This is a genomic window from Streptomyces sp. NPDC051664, assembly GCF_044453545.1.
Lineage (GTDB): Bacteria > Actinomycetota > Actinomycetes > Streptomycetales > Streptomycetaceae > Streptomyces.
Genome location: NZ_JBITCU010000001.1, coordinates 629,589 through 648,259, shown reverse-complemented (window position 1 = coordinate 648,259; position 18,671 = coordinate 629,589). Strand labels below are relative to the sequence as shown.

Annotated in this window: 19 protein-coding genes; 13 read left to right on the top strand and 6 right to left on the bottom strand. The window is 70.3% G+C overall.

Annotated elements, in window-relative coordinates; genetic code table 11:
* Window positions 1-54 precede the first annotated feature (54 nt).
* Window positions 55-2,187 carry a prolyl oligopeptidase family serine peptidase gene (locus tag ACIA8E_RS02920; RefSeq protein WP_399293563.1) on the bottom strand — a complete coding sequence of 711 codons (2,133 nt, stop codon included), beginning with the start codon at window positions 2,185-2,187 and terminating at the stop codon, window positions 55-57.
* A gap of 204 nt (window positions 2,188-2,391) precedes the next feature.
* Between ACIA8E_RS02920 and ACIA8E_RS02915 the strand changes: the two genes are divergently transcribed.
* The 10 genes from ACIA8E_RS02915 (at window position 2,392) to ACIA8E_RS02870 (ending at window position 10,999) form a co-directional block, all read left to right on the top strand.
* The gene (locus tag ACIA8E_RS02915) at window positions 2,392-2,586 is read left to right on the top strand and encodes a hypothetical protein (protein ID WP_030915260.1); all 195 of its coding nucleotides are present in this window, start codon (window positions 2,392-2,394) and stop codon (window positions 2,584-2,586) included.
* Window positions 2,587-2,649: 63 nt separating this feature from the next.
* Entirely contained in the window at window positions 2,650-3,594 is a 945-nt protein-coding gene (mshB, locus tag ACIA8E_RS02910) for an N-acetyl-1-D-myo-inositol-2-amino-2-deoxy-alpha-D-glucopyranoside deacetylase (RefSeq protein WP_399293560.1), read from the top strand.
* The gene (locus tag ACIA8E_RS02905) at window positions 3,591-4,037 is read left to right on the top strand and encodes a DUF6113 family protein (protein WP_399293557.1); all 447 of its coding nucleotides are present in this window, start codon (window positions 3,591-3,593) and stop codon (window positions 4,035-4,037) included. The genes mshB and ACIA8E_RS02905 overlap by 4 nt, the downstream gene beginning before the upstream one ends.
* Window positions 4,038-4,212: 175 nt before the next feature.
* Window positions 4,213-6,339 (top strand): hypothetical protein, encoded by a 2,127-nt coding sequence (locus ACIA8E_RS02900; protein WP_399293554.1) that lies wholly within the window; start codon window positions 4,213-4,215, stop codon window positions 6,337-6,339.
* 184 nt (window positions 6,340-6,523) lie between these two features.
* Complete coding sequence (locus tag ACIA8E_RS02895) at window positions 6,524-7,459, top strand: ABC transporter ATP-binding protein (protein ID WP_399293551.1); 936 nt, start codon at window positions 6,524-6,526, stop codon at window positions 7,457-7,459.
* Entirely contained in the window at window positions 7,456-8,211 is a 756-nt protein-coding gene (locus ACIA8E_RS02890; protein ID WP_399293549.1) for an ABC transporter permease, read from the top strand. Before ACIA8E_RS02895 ends, ACIA8E_RS02890 begins: the two co-directional genes overlap by 4 nt.
* Window positions 8,208-9,386: a sensor histidine kinase gene (locus tag ACIA8E_RS02885; protein WP_399293546.1), complete on the top strand. Its 1,179-nt coding sequence runs from the start codon at window positions 8,208-8,210 to the stop codon at window positions 9,384-9,386. The genes ACIA8E_RS02890 and ACIA8E_RS02885 overlap by 4 nt, the downstream gene beginning before the upstream one ends.
* Window positions 9,383-9,994 carry a response regulator transcription factor gene (locus ACIA8E_RS02880; RefSeq protein ID WP_399293544.1) on the top strand — a complete coding sequence of 204 codons (612 nt, stop codon included), beginning with the start codon at window positions 9,383-9,385 and terminating at the stop codon, window positions 9,992-9,994. Before ACIA8E_RS02885 ends, ACIA8E_RS02880 begins: the two co-directional genes overlap by 4 nt.
* A gap of 94 nt (window positions 9,995-10,088) precedes the next feature.
* The gene (locus ACIA8E_RS02875) at window positions 10,089-10,490 is read left to right on the top strand and encodes a VOC family protein (protein ID WP_399293541.1); all 402 of its coding nucleotides are present in this window, start codon (window positions 10,089-10,091) and stop codon (window positions 10,488-10,490) included.
* Window positions 10,487-10,999 (top strand): DUF664 domain-containing protein, encoded by a 513-nt coding sequence (locus tag ACIA8E_RS02870; protein WP_399293538.1) that lies wholly within the window; start codon window positions 10,487-10,489, stop codon window positions 10,997-10,999. The genes ACIA8E_RS02875 and ACIA8E_RS02870 overlap by 4 nt, the downstream gene beginning before the upstream one ends.
* 421 nt (window positions 11,000-11,420) lie before the next feature.
* Here the strand turns inward: ACIA8E_RS02870 and ACIA8E_RS02865 are convergent, their stop codons facing one another.
* Both ACIA8E_RS02865 and ACIA8E_RS02860 read right to left on the bottom strand, forming a co-directional pair.
* Window positions 11,421-11,957: an N-acetyltransferase gene (locus ACIA8E_RS02865; RefSeq protein WP_399293535.1), complete on the bottom strand. Its 537-nt coding sequence runs from the start codon at window positions 11,955-11,957 to the stop codon at window positions 11,421-11,423.
* Window positions 11,954-13,225, bottom strand: a complete 1,272-nt coding sequence (locus tag ACIA8E_RS02860) for an XRE family transcriptional regulator (RefSeq protein WP_399293532.1) — start codon at window positions 13,223-13,225, stop codon at window positions 11,954-11,956. The genes ACIA8E_RS02865 and ACIA8E_RS02860 overlap by 4 nt, the downstream gene beginning before the upstream one ends.
* 188 nt (window positions 13,226-13,413) lie before the next feature.
* Here ACIA8E_RS02860 and ACIA8E_RS02855 point away from each other — a divergent pair, with 188 nt between their 5' ends.
* Entirely contained in the window at window positions 13,414-13,797 is a 384-nt protein-coding gene (locus tag ACIA8E_RS02855; protein WP_399293530.1) for a hypothetical protein, read from the top strand.
* A 142-nt stretch (window positions 13,798-13,939) separates the two neighbouring features.
* Here ACIA8E_RS02855 and ACIA8E_RS02850 read toward each other — a convergent pair whose 3' ends face one another.
* Window positions 13,940-14,590, bottom strand: coding sequence for an MOSC domain-containing protein (locus ACIA8E_RS02850; protein ID WP_399293527.1), 651 nt, complete (start codon window positions 14,588-14,590; stop codon window positions 13,940-13,942).
* A gap of 216 nt (window positions 14,591-14,806) precedes the next feature.
* Between ACIA8E_RS02850 and bla the strand changes: the two genes are divergently transcribed.
* Both bla and ACIA8E_RS02840 read left to right on the top strand, forming a co-directional pair.
* Entirely contained in the window at window positions 14,807-15,802 is a 996-nt protein-coding gene (gene bla, locus ACIA8E_RS02845) for a class A beta-lactamase (protein WP_399293525.1), read from the top strand.
* Window positions 15,803-15,901: 99 nt separating this feature from the next.
* On the top strand, window positions 15,902-16,357 hold the full coding sequence (locus tag ACIA8E_RS02840; protein ID WP_399293522.1) for a GNAT family N-acetyltransferase: 456 nt from the start codon (window positions 15,902-15,904) through the stop codon (window positions 16,355-16,357).
* A gap of 1 nt (window position 16,358) precedes the next feature.
* Here the strand turns inward: ACIA8E_RS02840 and ACIA8E_RS02835 are convergent, their stop codons facing one another.
* Together ACIA8E_RS02835 and ACIA8E_RS02830 are read right to left on the bottom strand one after the other, a co-directional pair.
* Window positions 16,359-17,087, bottom strand: a complete 729-nt coding sequence (locus ACIA8E_RS02835) for a class F sortase (RefSeq protein WP_399293519.1) — start codon at window positions 17,085-17,087, stop codon at window positions 16,359-16,361.
* 146 nt (window positions 17,088-17,233) lie between these two features.
* Entirely contained in the window at window positions 17,234-18,193 is a 960-nt protein-coding gene (locus ACIA8E_RS02830; RefSeq protein ID WP_399293516.1) for a hypothetical protein, read from the bottom strand.
* Window positions 18,194-18,671 lie beyond the last annotated feature (478 nt).

Below are 18,671 nucleotides of genomic sequence, written 5' to 3'. Positions count from 1 at the left end.
CCGGCCGGTTGCCCGTCGACCACGGCCCTGCAGTGTCGGACCGAGCGGCCGCAACTACTCGCTCAGCCCCAGCGACCGCTTCAGGAAGTCCACCTGCAGCAGAAGCAGATTCTCCGCAACCTGCTCCTGCGGAGTCATGTGTGTCACCCCGCTGAGCGGCAGCACCTCATGCGGCCGCCCGGCCGAGAGCAGCGCCGACGACAGCCGCAGTGAGTGGGCGACCACCACGTTGTCGTCCGCCAGACCGTGGATGATCATCATCGGCCGGACCTGGTCCGCGGCCTCGGACAACCCCTCGTCGGTGAGCAGCGAGTTGTACGCGTACACCTCGGGCTGTGTCGTCGGGTCACCGAGATAGCGCTCGGTGTAATGGGTGTCGTACAGCCGCTGATCGGTCACCGGAGCACCCACGACCGCCGCGTGGAAGACGTCGGGCCGTCGCAGTACGGCCATGCCAGCGAGATATCCGCCGTACGACCAGCCGCGGATCGCCACCTTGGAGAGATCCAGCGGGAACCTTTCGGCGAGTGCGTGCACGGCCTCCACCTGGTCGTCCAGGGTGAGGACCAGGTTGTCCCGGATCGCCTTCTCCCAGGCGGGGGAGCGCCCCGGAGACCCGCGGCCGTCCGCGACGACCACCGCGAAGCCCTGGTCGGCGAACCACTGCGAGGTGAGGTGCGGATTGTGCGCGGCGACGACCCGCCGGCCGTGCGGCCCACCGTACGGATCCATCAGGACGGGAAGCGGACCGTCCGACTCCTGATAGTCGGTGGGGAGCAGCACGGCGCACGGAATCCGGTGTGCGCCCCCCTCGGTGAGCTGCACCCGCGGCGACAGAACCGGCTCCTCCGCATATGTCGCGACCGTGGCGATCTGCTTGCCGTCCCGCAGTACCCGCACCGCGGCGCCGGGCCGCTCCAGCGAGGTGGAGACCAGCACGGTCACCCCGCCCGCCCGGACCGCCGAGTGCACTCCCGCCCCCTCGGAGACCCGCTCCACGCCCAGCTCGTTGACCCGGTACACATGGCTCTCGCCGATCTCCGGCTCCGCGGCCTCCTCGCCCGCCGACGCCGTCACCAGGACATCCGATTCACCGATGTCCAGGACCGCCAGGATCTGCAACTGCGCCCCGGTCAGCGGCCGGTCTCCGACCGAGAGCACCCGCGCCCCGCCCTCGTCCACGATCCGCACCAGCCGCCCGTCCGGCGCCCACGCGGGCACCCCGGCGAAGAGGTCCAGCCACACCGGGTCCTCGTCGACATGGACCGTCCGCGTCGTACCGCTCTCCGGGTCCACCGCGAGGAAGAGCTGACTGCGCTGGTCACGGGCCTGGACAAGGATCAGCGGGGCGCCCTGGGACGACCAGTGCACCTGTGCCAGATACGGATGGCGTGCCCGGTCCCACACCACTTCGGTGCGGGTGCCGTCCAGCCCCAGCACCAGGAGCCGCACGTCGGCGTTGGGCGTCCCCGCCGCCGGGTACGCCACCTCGGCGGGCTTGCGGTCCGGGTGCGCCGGGTCGGCGATCCACCACCGCTTCACCGCGCTGTCGTCGACCCGGGCGACCAGCAGCCGGTCCGACTCCGGAGACCACCAGAACCCGCGCGAGCGCTGCATCTCCTCGGCCGCGATGAACTCCGCGAGACCGTACGAGATGTGCGCGTCCTCCGGCTCCGCGAGCGCCCGGTCCCCGTCACCCTCCGCCCCCACGACCCGCAGTGCGCCTTTCGACACGTACGCGACGTGGCGCCCGTCGGGCGACGGCCGGGGGTCGAGCACCGGACCGGGAACCGGCAGTGCGCGCGTCGAACCGGCCCGCAACTCGGCGACGTAGACCTTCCCGGAGAGCGCGAACGCCGCCAACTCGGCCGCCGAGTCCACCGCGTAGCCGACGATCCCCGAGGACCCCTCACGGCTCCGCTCGCGCCGCGCCCGCTCCTGCGCCGACAGCTTCTCCGCCGAACCGCCCAGCAGCGTCCCGGGGTCGGCGACGACCCGCTCCTTCGGCGTGCCGTCGGCCGCCAGGTCCAGCATCCAGAGCTTGTTGGACCGGTCCGTGCCGGAGGCCGACCGCAGGAAGATCACCCGCTGCCCGTCCGGCGAGACGGTGAACGCACGGGGAGCGCCGAGGGTGAACCGCTGAGTCCTGGCGTGCTGTCGGGGAAACGAAAGCTTCTGCAAGGTCATAACCCCGAACCCTAGGGCCTGATGGGGCGTCGGTCCCCGGACCCGACAGAGCACCCGACCACCCGGTCGTGCGCCCCTCGTGCTGCTGTGCCCCGATCAATGCGGTGGCACGGATAGTTATGATCCGTAGCGCTCGGTGGGTAAGAACCTGCTGGCTCCATGCGTGCTGCCTGTCCCCGACCGTACTGATGGAGGTGAACCGCCGTGGCACTCTCGATTTCGGCGGTGGTGCTGCTGGCGATCGTCGTCTTCCTGCTGATCCGGAAATCCGGACTGAAGGGCGGACATGCGGTGGTCTGCATGCTGCTCGGTTTCTATCTCGCCAGTTCGTCCATTGCGCCCACCATCTCGGAACTGACCACGAATGTGGCCGGCATGATCGGGGGCATCAAGTTCTGACCCGGGGCCCGGGCCGCCCGCCACGGTCGGACCGTGGGCCGGTCGGCTCGTAGGGTGGGTCCCATGACGGACCTTCCCGCCCGTCGTCTGCTCCTGGTGCACGCGCACCCCGACGACGAGTCGATCAACAACGGCGCCACCATGGCCCTGTACGCGGCCCAGGGCGCCCAGGTCACCCTGGTGACCTGCACGCTCGGCGAGGAGGGCGAGGTCATCCCGCCCGAGCTCGCGCACCTCGTGGCCGACCGGGACGACACCCTGGGCACCCATCGCATCGGTGAACTCGCCGCCGCGATGAAGGAGCTCGGGGTCGCCGACCACCGGTTCCTCGGCGGACCCGGCCGGTTCCGCGACTCCGGAATGATGGGTGCCGAGCAGAACCACCGGCCCGGCGCCTTCTGGAACACGGACGTCGACGACGCCGCCGCGTACCTCGTGGAGGTGATCCGCTCGGTACGCCCGCAGGTCCTCGTCACGTACGACCCCGACGGCGGCTACGGGCACCCGGACCACATCCAGGCGCACCGCGTCGCGATGCGCGCCGCGGATCTCGCGGCCGATCCCGCCTACCGCACCGGGCCCGACGCCCCGCAGGCATCCCCGGACACCTCGCCGCACACCATCGACAAGATCTACTGGAACCGGGTGCCGCGCTCCGTCGCCGAGCAGGCCTTCGCGCGACTGCGTGCCACGGCCCCCGACTCCTTCCCGGGAATCGCCGCGATCGACGACCTGCCGGGTGTGGTGAACGACACGCAGATCACCACGGAGATCGACGGCGCGGCCCACGCGGCTGCCAAGACGGCGGCGATGCGGGCACATAGCACCCAGATCGCCGTGGACGGCCCGTTCTTCGCCCTTTCGAACGATCTGGGACAGCCCGTCTTCACCATCGAGTACTACGAGTTGGTGCGCGGAGCCTCCGGAGCGCCCGAGGGCGTACGGGAACACGATCTCTTCGCGGGCGTACCGGGCGCACCGGAAGCACAGTCGGGAGCACGTCCATGAGCAACGGCAAGCAGCGCCCGCCCCGAACCGATATCCCGCCCGGAGAGCCCGTGCCCACCGGCCTCGCCGCGCCCCTGAACCCCGGCCGCATCGGCGCCTACCTGGGCCTCGCGGTCCTCGGCGTGCTCGTCGGGATCGCCGGAGCGTTCGTCCAAGCCGCCTGGTTCCCCGGCGGTTTGCTGCTCGCCCTGGTGGCCGCCGCCGGACTGTTCCACGGCGGCCGGCTGCTCACCGGCACGCAGATCGGCGCCCTGGCGCCCGCCGCGGGCTGGCTGGTTTCGGTCGTCGTTCTGCTCGGCGGACGGCCGGAGGGCGACTACCTCTTCGGCGACGAACTGGGGCTCACCCTCTTCATGCTGGGCGGGATGGCGATCGCTGTGATGTGTGCCACCATGTCGCGGTCGCCTCGACAAGGTGCCGACAGCGGTCGACCTGGCAAGTAATGTGCCACGTCCGATCCCGTAATGCCCCCTGTTCGTCCGGGGGGTGCGCCGCCGTCTCCCCCGGTCGCGGGGTGCCCGGCGGCGGCGGCCAGTATGGTGGTTCGCGCGCCGAGCCGTCCCCTGGCCTGCGGCATGGGGGAAGTACGGGCGGCGGAGCCAATCGGGAGAACCTGCTTTGAGTCGTGAAACTGACAGTTCGTCCTCCGGGCCCCAGGGGCGCGGGGGAGCCGCGTACCCGTCGGGTACGCCGCCGTACGGATCACGCCAGTATCCGTCGCTGCACCCTTCGCAGGACGCCCCTGAGGAGTCCCCGGAGTCTGCGGATGCGCCTCAGCCCGAAGAGCCGAGGACCGAGACGACACTGACGACGCGTATCCGGATCAACATCCCCGGCTCGCGCCCCATCCCGCCGGTCGTCATGCGTACGCCGATGAGCGACGCCGAGGCGGACGCCTCGCGTGAGCGCACAGGCAGCACGCCGCGTCCGGGCGGGCCCGCATCCAGCGGCGCACCGGGTGCACAGGGTGAACCGGCCGACGAGGCGTGGGACGGAGCGGCGGCCGCGGAACCGGCCGCCGACAAGCCCTCCAGAGAGAAGAGCGGCAGCGACTGGTTCGCCCCGCGCAAGGCTCCGACGAACACGTCGGTGGTCGGCGGCGCGGGCGCACCGGCCGGCGGTGGCCCGGGCGTGGGCACGGGTGCCGGTACGGACGTGGACGCCGGCAGATCTGCCGGGCCCGCCGGACCGCCCCCGCCGCGCGCCGACCTTCCGTACTTCTCGGAGGGTCCGCAGCGCGCGGGCGACCAGGGGGCGCCCCGCCCCGGTGCCCGTGACGAGTTCGGTGGGGACGAGATTCCCGGGCCGCGCGCCACGCCGAACCTCGGTGTGCGTACGCCGGGCCCGTCCGGTGCCACCACCGGTCCGGTCAGCGGCACCTCGCCGCTCACCCCGAACCTCGGTGGGGCGGACGGATTCGCCGGACGCCCCGGTGGCCCGTCCGGCGTGTCCGGTCCCGGTGCTCCCGGTGGTGTACCCCCGCGGATGTCCGACGACACGGCCGTCCTGACGCCGCAGTTCGCGGCGCCGGGCTCCGGTGCCAATGTCTCCGGGGACACGCTCACCAGTGGCATCCCGGTCGTCCCGCCCGAGCACCGTTCGCCGTCCGCCCCGTCGCCGTTCGCACGGCCGGGCGCTCCCGGTGGTCCCGGCGGTCCGGGGGGTCCCGGTGTGCCGGGTCCCGGCCCGACGCCCGGTCTCCCGGACAGCCCGACTGGTACCGGACCGGGTGGACCGGTTCGCCCCGTCGCCTCGGCACCCACCGCCGCCGCCCGCCCTGCCCCGGCCCCCGTGAAGAAGGGCCGCTCCAAGCTGGTCCTGCTCTGCGCGGGAGTCGTCGGTCTGGCCGGAGTCGCGTACGGCGCGGGCCTGCTGATGAACCACTCCGAGGTTCCCAAGGGCACCACCGTTCTCGGCGTCGACATCGGCGGCGGCACGAAGGAGGCGGCCGTCGCCAAGCTGGACGCGGCGCTCGGCACGCGCGCCAAGACGCCCCTCCAGCTGTCCGTGGACGGCAAGAACACACAGCTCGCGCCGGAGAAGGCAGGTCTCTCGCTGGACAGCCAGGAGACCGTGCGCGGTGCCGCGGGCAGCGACTACAACCCGGTGTCGGTGATCGGCTCCCTCTTCGGCGGCGAACGCGTGGCCGACCCGGTGATCCCGGTCGACGAGGAGAAGCTCGGCGTCGCGCTGACCGATCTGGCGGGCGCCTCCGGCTCCGCCAACGACGGCACGATCAAGTTCGAGCCGGGCAAGGCCGTCCAGGTCCCCGGCAAGGTGGGCAAGGCGCTGGACGTCAACCGGTCGATGATCTCGGTCCGGGACGCGTACCGCGCCCAGGTGCAGACGGGCAAGCCGGCCACGGTCGAACTGCCCGTCGCCACCCGCGAGCCCACCATCGACCAGGCCGAACTGGACCGGGCCATGAACGACTTCGCGAAGCCCGCGATGTCCGGCCTGATCACCATCAAGGCCGGGCCCAAGGAGATCCAGTTCGGTCCCGCCAAGTCGCTGCCGCAGATCCTGTCCATGAAGGCGATCAACGGCCGGCTGGTCGAGGTCTACAACAAGACCGCAATCGACACCCTCTGCGACGGTGTCTTCGACGGCATCATGATCACCAAGGGTGACGGCAAGAAGCACCAGCTCAGTGCGGACGACGTGGCGCATGCCATGCAGAGCGCGCTGCTCGGCAAGACCCCCGCCGAGCGCACCGCCACGATCGCCCTCGACGGCAACGGATAGCACCACCCGTACCGCCGCAGCACGGCGCCCGCCCCCGCCCGGACCTCCGGCCGGGGGCGGTGCCATGCGTACGCCACGGCGGCGGCACACGGGCGGTGTCACGCGTCCGGCATGACATCTGTCATCCTCGATTCACGACCCGTGACCCTGCCGGGCGGACACCCCGCTCCGCCAGGCTGGGCGCATGACAACGACAGTCACCGAAGCCACCACCGCGCAAGCGGCCGTGGTCAGCTTCGACCAGGTCAGCAAGGCATACGGGGACGTGCGCGCCGTCGACGGGCTCTCCCTCGACCTGCACCCCGGCGAGACCGTGGCGCTCCTCGGCCCCAACGGCGCCGGCAAGTCCTCCACCCTCGATCTGCTCCTCGGCCTGCGCACCGCGGACTCCGGCACCGTCCGGCTCTTCGGTACGTCCCCGCAGGAGGCGATCGCCCGGGGCCGGGTCGGCGCGATGCTGCAGAGCGGCGGCCTGATGGAGGACGTCACGGTCGAGGAGCTCGTCCGGCTCGTCTGCCGGCTGCACCCCCGCCCGTACCCGGTCTCCGACGTCCTGGCACGCGCGGGCATCGCGTCGATCGCCGACCGGATGGTCAACAAGCTCTCCGGCGGCCAGGAGCAGCGCGTACGGTTCGCGCTCGCCACCGCCGGGGCCAACGACCTGATCGTCCTCGACGAGCCGACCACCGGCATGGATGTCACCGCCCGCCAGGCCTTCTGGGCCACCATGCGCGAGCAGGCCGAGCAGGGCCGTACCGTCCTGTTCGCCACGCACTACCTCGAAGAGGCCGATGCGATCGCGGACCGCGTCCTCGTCCTCCACAAGGGCCGGCTCCTCGCCGACGGCACCGCGGCCGAGATCAAGGCGAAGGCCGGGGCCCGCCGGATCTCCTTCGAGCTGGAGGGCCCGATCGACGAAACGGCCCTGCGCGACCTGCCGTTCCTGTCCACGCTCGACATCAGCGGCAACAGGGTCCGTATCCAGTCGCACAACGCCGACGCGACCGTCCACGCGGTCTACGCGCTCGGCCTCTACCCGCGCGAACTCGAAGTCGCAGGACTCGGCCTGGAGCAGGCCTTCGTCGCCATCACCGAGGCCGAGGAGGCCAGGACCGCATGATGAATTTCTTCTCGTGGACACTCATCAGGCTCGAAGTGACCCGCACCCTGCGGAACAAGAAGTTCATGTTCTTCTCGATCATCTACCCGTCGGTGATCTACCTGCTGATCTCCGGCACGCAGAACACCACCGACAAGGTCCCGCACACCGACCTGACGCTGCAGGCCTTCTTCATGGTCTCGATGGCCTCGTTCGGGGCGCTGACCGCCGTACTGATGGGCAACAGCGAGCGCATCGCCAAGGAGCGTGAGAAGGGCTGGGTCCGCCAGCTGCGCCTGACCGCGCTGCCCAGCCGCGGCTACGTCATTGCGAAGATCGCCAGCGCCGCGGTGGTCACCCTGCCGTGCATCGTGGTCGTCTTCCTGGTCGCCGCTGCCGTCAAGCACGTGCGGATGGACGCCTGGCAGTGGTTCGCGCTGGTCGGGGTCATCTGGGCCGGTTCGCTGGTCTTCGCCGCGCTCGGGGTCGCCATCGGCTACATCGCCAGCGGCGACGCGGTCCGCCCGATCACCATGATCATCTACTTTGCGCTGTCGATCCTCGGCGGCCTGTGGATGCCCAGCGCGACCTTCCCGCAGTGGCTCCAGAACATCTCCGAGTGGCTGCCCACCCACGCGTACGCTTCACTCGGCCAGGCCGTCGAGATGGGCGGCTCGCCGCACGCCAAGGACGTCGGCATCCTCTGCGTCTACTTCCTGCTCTTCGCGGGTGGCGCGGCCTGGCTCTACCGGAAGGACACCCTCAAGGCGTGAACGACGACGCGACGTTCGTAGGGATCGGGCGCCCGCCGACCAACCGCCGCCAGGTGGGCATCAAGCTGCTCTGGATCGGCATCTGGCTCGCGTTCATGAGCGCCCCGGTCAAGGACCTCATCGACGGCAACCACACGCCGTGGGCCACCGCGCTGGGCGCCCTCGGCCTGGTGGTCTTCGTCGGGACGTACCTGGTCCTCGTCTTCCGCCACACGTCGAAGGCGCTGGACCGTCGCCGGGTCGGGACGACGATCGTCTTCCTCGGCGCCCTGGCCGTCGCCCTCTCCCTCACGCTGGGCACCCCGTGGCTGGTCCTCTTCGTGTACGTCTCCGTCACCGTCGGAGCCACCCTGCCCCTGCGGACCGCCGGGTGGCTGATCCCCGCCGTCACCGCCCTACTCGTCGGCATCGGCCTGACCGGCGACCACCCGCGCGAGATCATCACCGCTCTGGTCGTCCCCGCACTCCTCGGCGGGTTCGCGATGACCGGCGTACGGCAGATGATCCGTACGACGATCGAGCTGCGCGAGGCCCGCGCCACCGTCGCCCAGCTCGCCGCCAACGAGGAGCGGCTGCGGCTCGCCCGCGATCTGCACGACCTGCTCGGCCACTCGCTCTCCCTGATCACGCTCAAGAGCGAGCTGGCCGGACGGATGCTCCCCGACCACCCCGACCAGGCGGCGCTCCAGGTCGCCGACATCGAACAGGTCAGCCGCCAGGCCCTGGTGGACGTACGCAGCGCTGTCACCGGCTACCGGCGGCCGACGCTCCCCGGCGAACTGGCCGGAGCCCGTACCGCACTCGCCGCCGCCGGCATCACCGCCGACGTCCCGACCGATCCCCCCGACGACCTTCCGGAGAAGCCGGAGGAAGTCCTCGCCTGGGCGCTGCGGGAAGCCGTCACCAATGTCGTACGCCACAGCGGCGCCCGCCGCTGCACGGTCACCCTCGCCCCACGCCAGACCCTCGGCGGCCGGATCCTGGAACTCACGGTGGCTGACGACGGCCGGGGCGGCTCCGGTACGAAGCCGGGCAACGGCCTCACCGGTATCACCGAACGGCTCGCCACGGTCGACGGCACGATGACCACCCGGCCCACCAACTCCGCTTCCGGTAAAGGCTTTACCCTCACCCTCAGTGTTCCGCTCGGATCCGGCCTAGGATCCGGGGAATGAGCATGATCAGACTCCTCCTCGCCGAGGACCAGTCCATGGTGCGCGAGGCCCTCGCGGCGCTGCTCGGTCTGGAACCCGACATCGAGGTGGTGGCCCAGGTCGCCCGCGGTGACGAGGTGCTCGCCGCGGCCCGCGAGCACGCCGTCGATGTCGCGCTCCTCGACATCGAGATGCCGGGCATGACCGGAATCGAAGCGGCAGGACTGCTGCGGAGCGAACTCCCGGCCGTGAAGGTCGTCGTCGTCACGACGTTCGGCCGCCCCGGCTATCTGCGCCGCGCGATGGAGTCGGGCGCGCACGCCTTCCTGGTGAAGGACGCCCCCGCCGCCCAACTCGCCGAAGCGGTACGCAAGGTGCTCGCCGGGGAACGCGTCATCGACCCGACGCTGGCGGCGGCCGCGCTCGCCGACGGGGCCAGCCCACTGACCGAACGCGAACGCGATGTCCTGCGCACGGCGGCCGACGGCTCCACCAACGCGGAGATCGCCACCGCGCTCCATCTCTCGCAGGGCACGGTCCGCAACTACCTGTCCACGGCGATCCAGAAGATGGCGGCGCGGAACAGGGCGGAGGCGGTGCGGATCGCGAGTGAGAAGGGCTGGCTGTAGCGTCCCGCAATCAGGCCTCGCGGGTGGGGGCGGGGCGGCCCGGGCCGACCGCCCCCTGTACACGGCACCGCCGATTCGGAGATCCTCGGTAACCGTGACCGACAAGACAAGCAATCCTGCGTGGCCCAGGGGCATCGGCGCCCTCACCCTGTTCGTCGAGGACCTGGACACCACAAAACGTTTCTACCGGGAGGCCTTCGGGCTGCCGGTGATCTTCGAGGACGACAACTCGGCCGTATTCGGCTTCGGGGACACCCTCATCAACCTGCTGAGGACCACCGAGGCGCACGAGCTGATCGAGCCCGCGCGCGTCGCGTCGCCCGACGCCGGATCCCGTTTCCAGCTCACGCTTGCCGTGGACGACGTGGACGCGATGTGCGAGGAGCTGACCGCACGAGGCGTGACGCTGCTGAACGGGCCGATGGACCGCCCCTGGGGAATCCGGACCGCCAGCTTCCGCGACCCTGGTGGCCACATCTGGGAGATCGCGAAGTGACCGGGGAAGCGCCACCGAACGGCGAGATCAGGGCGCTCCTCAGGGCCTTGGAAGGGCAGCGGCGCCACATCGTGGGAATCCTCGACGGGCTGGACGCGGATGTGCTGCGGCAGGCCGTGCTGCCGTCCGGATGGAACTGCCTGGGACTCGTGCAGCACCTTTCGCTGGACGTCGAACGGTTCTGGTTCCGCGCCGTCGTCGCCGGTGAGAAGGACGTCGTCCGAGCCCTGGACGACAGCGACGACGCCTGGCAGGTAGGCCCCGACCTGACGGCCGCCGACGTCCTCGGAAGGTACCGCCACGAGACGGACCTCGCAGATGCCGTCATCGCCGCCACAGCCGCGGACACCGGCCTGGCCTGGTGGCCGCACCACCTCTTCGGCGAGCCGCACCTGCACAACCTGCGGGACGTTCTGCTGCACGTCATCACCGAAACCGCGTGCCACGCCGGCCACCTCGACGCGGCACGAGAACTCATCGACGGCCGACGCTGGATGGTCCTGACCTAACGGCTGTCCCGTAATCCCTGGCGGGCGCACGACGACAGCTACGGCACCTCGCTGCGTTGTCGGAACGCCCGAATACGCCCGGTACGATGACGCTCCTCCGCCTTGCGATGCACCGCATCCGACGCCGCGAGCTGATCCACCAGGGATTACGGGACAGCCCTCAGGGCCTCTCGTTCGGATCATGCTGGGCTCGCGGGGTCCGGCACGCACATCTGCGGCGTTGTCGTCGGTCTTCCCGGAGCTCTCGGCTTCGCTCGAGCAGGGGAGACCTCATTCGCTCCGCGTGGGCTCCTTCCTCCGTCTTGGAGCTGCACGCGCCACGGTGACATCAGCCGCTCCGCGGCGGCCCGCTCCCTGATCCGGCCTGATCCGAACGAAAGACCCTAGGGCGTCCTGCCGCGTCGACCGACCGCTCCCGCTCTCAGCGGAGGGCGCGCACCATGACGGCGAACAGTGGGCTGTCGGGAAAGGGCCGCTGGTCGCCTATGTGGGCGTATCCCCACGTCTCATAGAGCGCCTTGACCCCGAGGTGTTCCCGCTCGCACAGCAGCGTGACCCGTTGCTCCGTGCGGCGACTGAGCAGTTCCTCATGAATGGCGTGCGCGGTGCCCGTGTCCCGCCACGGCTTGCGCACCATCAACTCGAACAGGGCGAGCGTGCGGGCCCCGGTCTCTTTGGTGAAACCTTCGGGCAGGGGGGTGGTCATGTGTGTCCACCAGCGGGCGTCGTCGGGCAAGGGCGCGGCGTAGGCGTAGCCGACGGGTTCGGTTCCGGCATAGCCGATCACCGCTTCCCAGCCGGTGCCTCTGGCGTGATTCGTCAGTCGTTGATCGAAACGCTCAAGGCTGGTGAACGGCACGTCCAGTTGACCGGCGTACACCTCCGCGTACACGTCCAGGAGGACGTGGCGGATGCCCGGCAGTTCGCTGTCCGCGCAGTGCCGCAGATCGAGGGTCATTCGGCGGTCTCCTTCACGGTCGTGTGCCGCAGCCATTCGCTTGCGAGGGAGGAGGGATGCGTGGTCAGCCGACGGCGGAAGTCGTCGAGGAGACTGCTGATGCGGTGGCTTCCGGGCGCGGTTCCGGCTGTGGTGAGCGCGCGGTCGGCCGTCGCGCACGCCGCCTCGATGTCGTCCTGATCGAGCTGGGCGAGAGCGAGTTGGGCGGTGTAGTACACCCGGTTACGGGTGAGTTCGGGGCTGAGCCGCGCAAGTGCCTGATGGGTGCGGGCTTCGGCCTGCTCGGGCCGGCCGAGCCGCTGGTGAACGATCCCGGCCAGGCCGTGCAGTTCCGCCCCGTCGTAGTAGGCGAGCCAGGTGGGGCGGTGGGCCGGATCGGTGCGGGCGAGCGCGTCCTCCGCGTGGCCCAGGGCGCGTAGCGCGGGCTGTTTGTCGCGGATGCGCGCATGGGAGAGGGCGATCCGGACGTGGGCGTGGGACGCGTACAGAGGATCGCGCCGCGCCATGCCCGAGTCCCGCGCTGCCTGCGCGGCATGCAAGGCCTCGATGGGGCGTCCGCGTTGCCCCGCAAGCATGGCGACGTTGTTCCACGCCCGGTGAACGGCTTCGGGATCTCCGGACAGGCCGGCCAGAGTGACAGCACGCTCGAGATGCTGCGCGGCCCGCTGCTGGTGGTGCGAGTCGAGAGCGGCCCAGGCTGCGGTGCTCGCCGCGTTCGCGGCCGTGGCATAGAGCAGGGAACGTACGCGGGCCGAGGCGAGGCCACTGTTGAGCAGGGACAGGGAATGGTTCATCCAGCCCAGGAACTGGGCTTCGATACGACTGGTGCCGCCGAGCTTGTTCTCTTCCTGGTACAGAGCGTCCAGGGCTTGGTCGATGCGTCGGACGTCGCTGAAGCCGATGCTGTTCCGCGCTGCGGGCAGGACAACGCCTGCGGCTGCCACCGCAGCCCTGGTGGTGAAGGCTCGTCGCTCCACGGAATCCTCCGGTGTCGCTCGGACGGCAGCCGAGGAGGAGCCCTGCCGGGGGACGAAGCCGAGCTCTTCGGCCGTGCAGCCGAATTCTGCCTCCAGAGCCTGCCGTTGACGGCTGTGCGGCCAACGGGTTCTTCCGGTCAGGTAGTTCCGGATATGCCGGTCCTGAAGGGTTCCGGGCCGGCCGGTCAGCCGCTCGATGTGCTCATTGAGCCGGGCTGCGAGTTCGTGCTGCATCAGACCCGCAGCATTCATACGATCGGCCAGTACGGCGTTGCCGGTCTTTCCCGTCATGAACTCACGTTAGCGACAACCGGCACCGGCAGTGGGGCGATCGGGCGCCAGAAATTTCCGGTCGTCCGCAAGCGGGCCGCACCTCGAATTGCCTTCTGCGGAGGTTCATATGGGGATCTCCTTGGAACACCATTCCTCGGAGATCTGTAGGCAATCGGGTGTGCTCCCGGCCGCCGGTAGGAGGACCCGTGACCGGGACCGAACCTCACGCCGCTCCTCAGCACGCGCTCGCCGGCACCGGCGTCGATCTCGATGCGATCGCCCGGGCCGTCGACCACGCGCTGGCGAAACGCCCGACACGTCCCCGACGTGACGTCATCGACACGGGGACCAGTGAACTGATCGGACATCTGCGGACCTTGATGGCCGTCGAGGACTACGGCTACGACCAGGAAGGCCGTGGCGGCGTCCGGGCGCTGTTCCGTGTCGCGTACCGGAACCTCGATCTGGCCGTACGGCCGGACGGCGCCACGTCCGACGCCGTTGCCTTTACGTACTGGCGGATGATCGCGAGCCTGACCGCGGCGTTCCGCGACCTGTACGCGGCCCTGCCGGAGGAACCGGCGCCCTGATCGGTCCGGCCGTCGCGACGTGATCCCGGCGGCCGGCCGCCGGGAAGTGAGCTGCGCGAAACGGACAGCGGATCTTCCACTGTGACGTGGTGTGGAGCCGCGAAGGAGCGCAACTCCGACTCGGTGCAGTGATGTCGGACGTCTACGTGGTCGTGCGCCTGCGGGCCAGTTCTCTGCTCTCCTCGGGCAACGCGTCGGCGACCAGCAACCGCGGCAACAGTTCCGGTTCGAGCGTCATCGCGCGGAAGGACAGCGCCACGCTCACATCGTGGTCGGGCCGGTGCACGATCTCGACGGGGTCGCCGGCACGGATTTCCCCCGGCTCGATCACGCGCAGATACGCGCCCGGCAGTGCGGCCTGCGTGAACCGTCCGATCCAGCCCTCGCGCTCCAGCCAGCCTTGGAACGTGGCGCACGGGATCCGTGCGCACGACACCTCCAGGACCACGTGCGGCCCGATGCGCCAGCGCTCACCGATCAGGGCGTCGTTGACGTCGAGGCCAAGTGTCGTGAGGTTCTCGCCGAAGGCGCCGCCGGCAATCGGCCTGCCCAGCTCGGCCTGCCACCCGTCGAGGTCCTCGCGGGCATAGGCGTAGACGGCCTGGTCCGAACCACCGTGGTGCTTCACGTCATACACGCGGTCGCCCACGAGACCGACCGTGCCGGTGCCCTTCGGGCCGGGGGCGATGACGGAGACGGGACCATCAACCGGCCGCTTGTCGATCCCTGTCGCGCTGAGGCCCTTCCACGGGTTGGGCCGGGGCCTGCCGACATTGACGGAGAGCAGCTTCATGCGGGCGAGGCTACGGTCCCCGGCAGGCCGGGGCGACACATTTGTCCGCCACCCTCGGAATCGAGTGGTGATACGAGAGGGGGACGGTCGCCTTGCCGGACTCGGCGGTCCGGTCGCAGCGGGTGGCGATGGAGCGGCACTGCTTCAAACGGTTGACGGCCACGGGTGTCGAGTTGCGGACGATGCGGTCATCGCACTCAGTGGGGGTGTGAGGTGATGTCCTGGCAGACGTCCTGCCGTACGAAGGAAAGGCACACGACTGTGCGATCCATCGGAGCCCGCGCGACCCGCCGGACGATCCTGGCCACAGCGGCCGGGGCGGCCCTGGCCGCTGTGCCCCTGCCGTCTCCCGCTCACCCCGCCTCAACCGTGCACACTTCCTCTACAGCGTCCGGCGCGGCGGCGCGGGCGGCCCGGGCCGCCCGGGAGCTGCGCGACCTTGAGCGGGAGCACTCCGCCCGGCTCGGCGCTTATGCCCATGACACCGCCACGGGCCGCACGGTGGTGTATCGACCGGACGAGCGCTTCCCGATGTGCTCCCTGTTCAAGACCATCGGCGCGGCGGCGGTCCTTCGTGATCTGGACCGCAACGGCGAGTTCCTGGCCCGCCGCATCCGCTACACCGCGCAGTACGTCGAGGCCTCGGGCAACTCGCCGATCACCGGCAGTTCCGAGAACCTCTCCCGCGGGATGACGGTCGCCGACCTGTGCGCGTACTCCATCACGCACAGCGACAACACCGCGGCCAACCTGCTCCTCCGAGAACTGGGCGGCCCCGGCGCGGTCACCCGCTTCTGCCGCTCCATCGGCGACCAGGTCACCCGCCTCGACCGCTGGGAGCCCGAGCTGAACTCGGCGGAGCCATGGCGTGAGACGGACACCACCACGCCTCGTGCCGTCGGACGCACCTACGCGCGCCTCGTCCTGGGAGACACGCTCGTTCCCTGCGACCGCCGGCTGCTCACCGGCTGGCTGCTTGCCAACACCACCAGCGGAGAACGCTTCCGCGCCGGGCTTCCCACCGACTGGACCGTCGCCGACAAGACCGCCGGCGGCAGCTATGGGGGCAACAACAACGCCGGCATCGCATGGCCGCCCGGCCGCCCGCCGGTCGTCCTGGCCGTGATGACCACCAAACCCGATCGGGACGCCCCCGCCGACAACCCCCTGGTCGCCAGGACGGCCGGCGTTCTGGCTGCGGCCCTGAGCTGACCGCCGACGGCTGCACCGGGGGAGGCGGGCTCTGGCACCGGCCCGACCAGGGCAGACTTCGGTTTCGCGTGATCCGTGATGCTGGCACACTCATGCGTCATGACGACTGGACACAGCGTGGACGCGACCCTGCGCGTGGGTGCGGAGGACCCGGTGCTCTCCACCCGGCTGAGTGAAGAGCTGACCGCGTTCAACAACGATGCGACCGGCGCCCACGACGACCGCGGCCTCTCCGTTCGGGTCACCGATGAGGCGGGCGAACTGGTGGCCGGGCTGGTCGGCTGGAGCTGGGGCGGTTGTGCCGGGATATCGGAAGTGTGGGTGCGGGCCGACCGGCGTCACGAAGGCTGGGGGACCCGCCTGGTGCGCGCCGCCGAGGACGAGGCTGTGGCGCGCGGCTGCACATCGATGATCGTCTCGTCGATGTCCTTCCAGGCGCCCGGCTTCTACCGTCGGCAGGGCTATCTGGAGACCGGCAGCGGTGGAGGGATTCCGGGCGGCCACACCCGGCATCACTTCTTCAAGGAGTTGGGGCGGACGGAGACAGTCCGCTAGATCAGGGGCGCTTCGTCGAGTCGAGATGGGCGAACACCACCACGTTGTCCTTGTAGTCCTTGGCCTTCCTGTCGTAGGTGCCGCCGCACGTGATCAGTCGCAGCTGCGCGTCCGGGGTGTCGGCGTACACCAGGTCGTTGGGGAAGTTCGCCTTGCTGAACTTCTCGACGGAGTCGACCTTGAACGTGGCGACGCTGCCGTCCGCCCTGGTGATGTCGACCGTGGCTCCTTGCTTCACGAACTGGAGCTGAAGGAACACCGCCGGTCCGGTCGTCGTGTCGACGTGGCCGGCGACGATCGCCGAGCCGCGCTCACCCGGCGTCACTCCGCCCTTGTACCAGCCGACCAGATTGGTGTCGTTCGGCGGCGGGGCGTTGAGCTGCCCGTTCGCGCCGATGGTCAGCGGTGTGAAGGGTGCGCTGACCGCGATCGACGGGATCTGAAGCTTCGTCGGGTTGGAACGCGGCATGAACAGCCCCGTCGGGCTGGGGGAGGCGGCGGCCGACGGAGCGGCAGGGGCGGCGGGGGCGGCGGGAGCGGCGGCGGGGGCGGGAGCTGCCACCGACGGGGCGGTCAGCGGCTTGTTGTCCTCCGCAGTGCCGAACGAGTTGAAGATCATGAGCAGGCCCAGTCCGGCTGCTGCTGCGGGCCAGAGCAGGGTGCGGCCGAAGGTGAAAGAGCCGGTGCCGGATGCGGAGGGGTTCGAATCGGACGACTGCGGGGCGGCCATCGGAGCGTGCCTTTCTTCCGTGCGTCATCAGTCGGTCGGGCGGTGGGTCGGCCGGCCGGTGGGGCGGGAAACGCAGCCGCCGCGGCCGCCGCCCCGAGGGACGGCGACCGCGACAGATGCGGCAACCCGCTGGCCGTTCAGTTCGTTCAGGCCACCGCACCGCCCGTGGCCTGACGGCGGCGCATCTTGTACGCACCGACGCCGAGCCCACCGATCAGCAGTGCCGAACCGGCGGCGAGACCGCTGCCGGCGGTCGTGGCCGTTCCGCCACCACCGGTGCGGACGCCGCCGCGCGGCCTGTCGCCGTTGTCGCCCCTGCTGCCCTCGTCGCCACTGTCGTCGCCGTAGCCGCCCTCTTCCCCACGGCCGCCCTTGTCGCCGTGGCCGCCTTCTTCCCCACGGCCGCCCTTGTCGCCGTGGCCGCCTTCTTCCCCACGGCCGCCCTTGTCGCCGTGGCCGCCTTCTTCCCCACGGCCGCCCTTGTCGCCGTGGCCGTCGTCGGACACGACCATGGCCATGGCGCCACCACCGGTGCGGACGCCACCGCTGGGCTTGCTGCCGTTGCCGCGGCTGCCGTTGTCGCCGTGCTTCTCGAGGTAGCCGCTGCCCTTCTTGTCACCGCCGTGCTTCTCGAGGTAGCCGCTGCCTTCCTCGCTGCCCTCCTCGCTGCCGTAGTCGCTGCCGTCCTCGCTGCCGTCCTCGTCGCCGGCCTCGTCGCCGTGCTTGTTGAGGTAGCCACTTTCGTCCTCGTCGGCGAAGCCGGTGCCTGCGTCCTCCTCGCCCTCGCCGCGGTGGGACTTCCCGCCGTGGTCGGACTTGTTGCCGTGGCCTTCGTCGCCGTCCGCCTTCATGGCCAGGGCGCCACCACCGGTGCGGACGCCGCCACTGGGCCTGTCTCCGTCCTGGCGACCGCCTTCGTCGCCGCGGTTGCCTTCGTCGCTGCCACGGCCGCCTTCGTCGCCGCCGCGGCCGCCGTGCTCGTGGCTGCTGTGGGAGGAGCCGCCGCCGTCCCGGTCGGCCACGGTCATCGCGAAGGCAGCTGGTGTCGTGATCGCCAGGACCGCACTGATGGCGGCCGAAGCGAACAAGGTGCGGGCAGAGCGCATCTGAACACGTTCCTTTCGGCGCAACTGCGGGAGTGACTGGCTGTCGACTCGGTGTGACGCAGTAGCGACGTGTTCCACCGTCAATCGAAAAGCGACTCCGCGCCATTAGGCAGCTCCGCGTCGGAGCCAATGCGTGGTCTCTTCGGGTGGCGAAAAGCTAATAATCACCCGTTGGACTGTATGCAACGCCGCACCGAGGTTTGGGGTTCGCCGACCCACTCGTTTGCTGACTGTGCCTCATGGTGACGGGGCGTCCGGTGGAGCCGGCGGGGCTCGCGCGCAACACTTGAACTGGCCTGAATCGGAGGTGAGTTGGAGGTTGCGTGGCCCCCGACTCCGCCCGTGGCCGGACCGTTGCCCCGGTCTCCGGCCTCACGATCCGCGCAGAAGATCGGGGCATCCGGTGGTTCCGGCTGGTAATCCGGGCATAAATGAGTTGTCCGCCGGGGTGGCTTCCTGCTGTACTCCCGGCATCGGC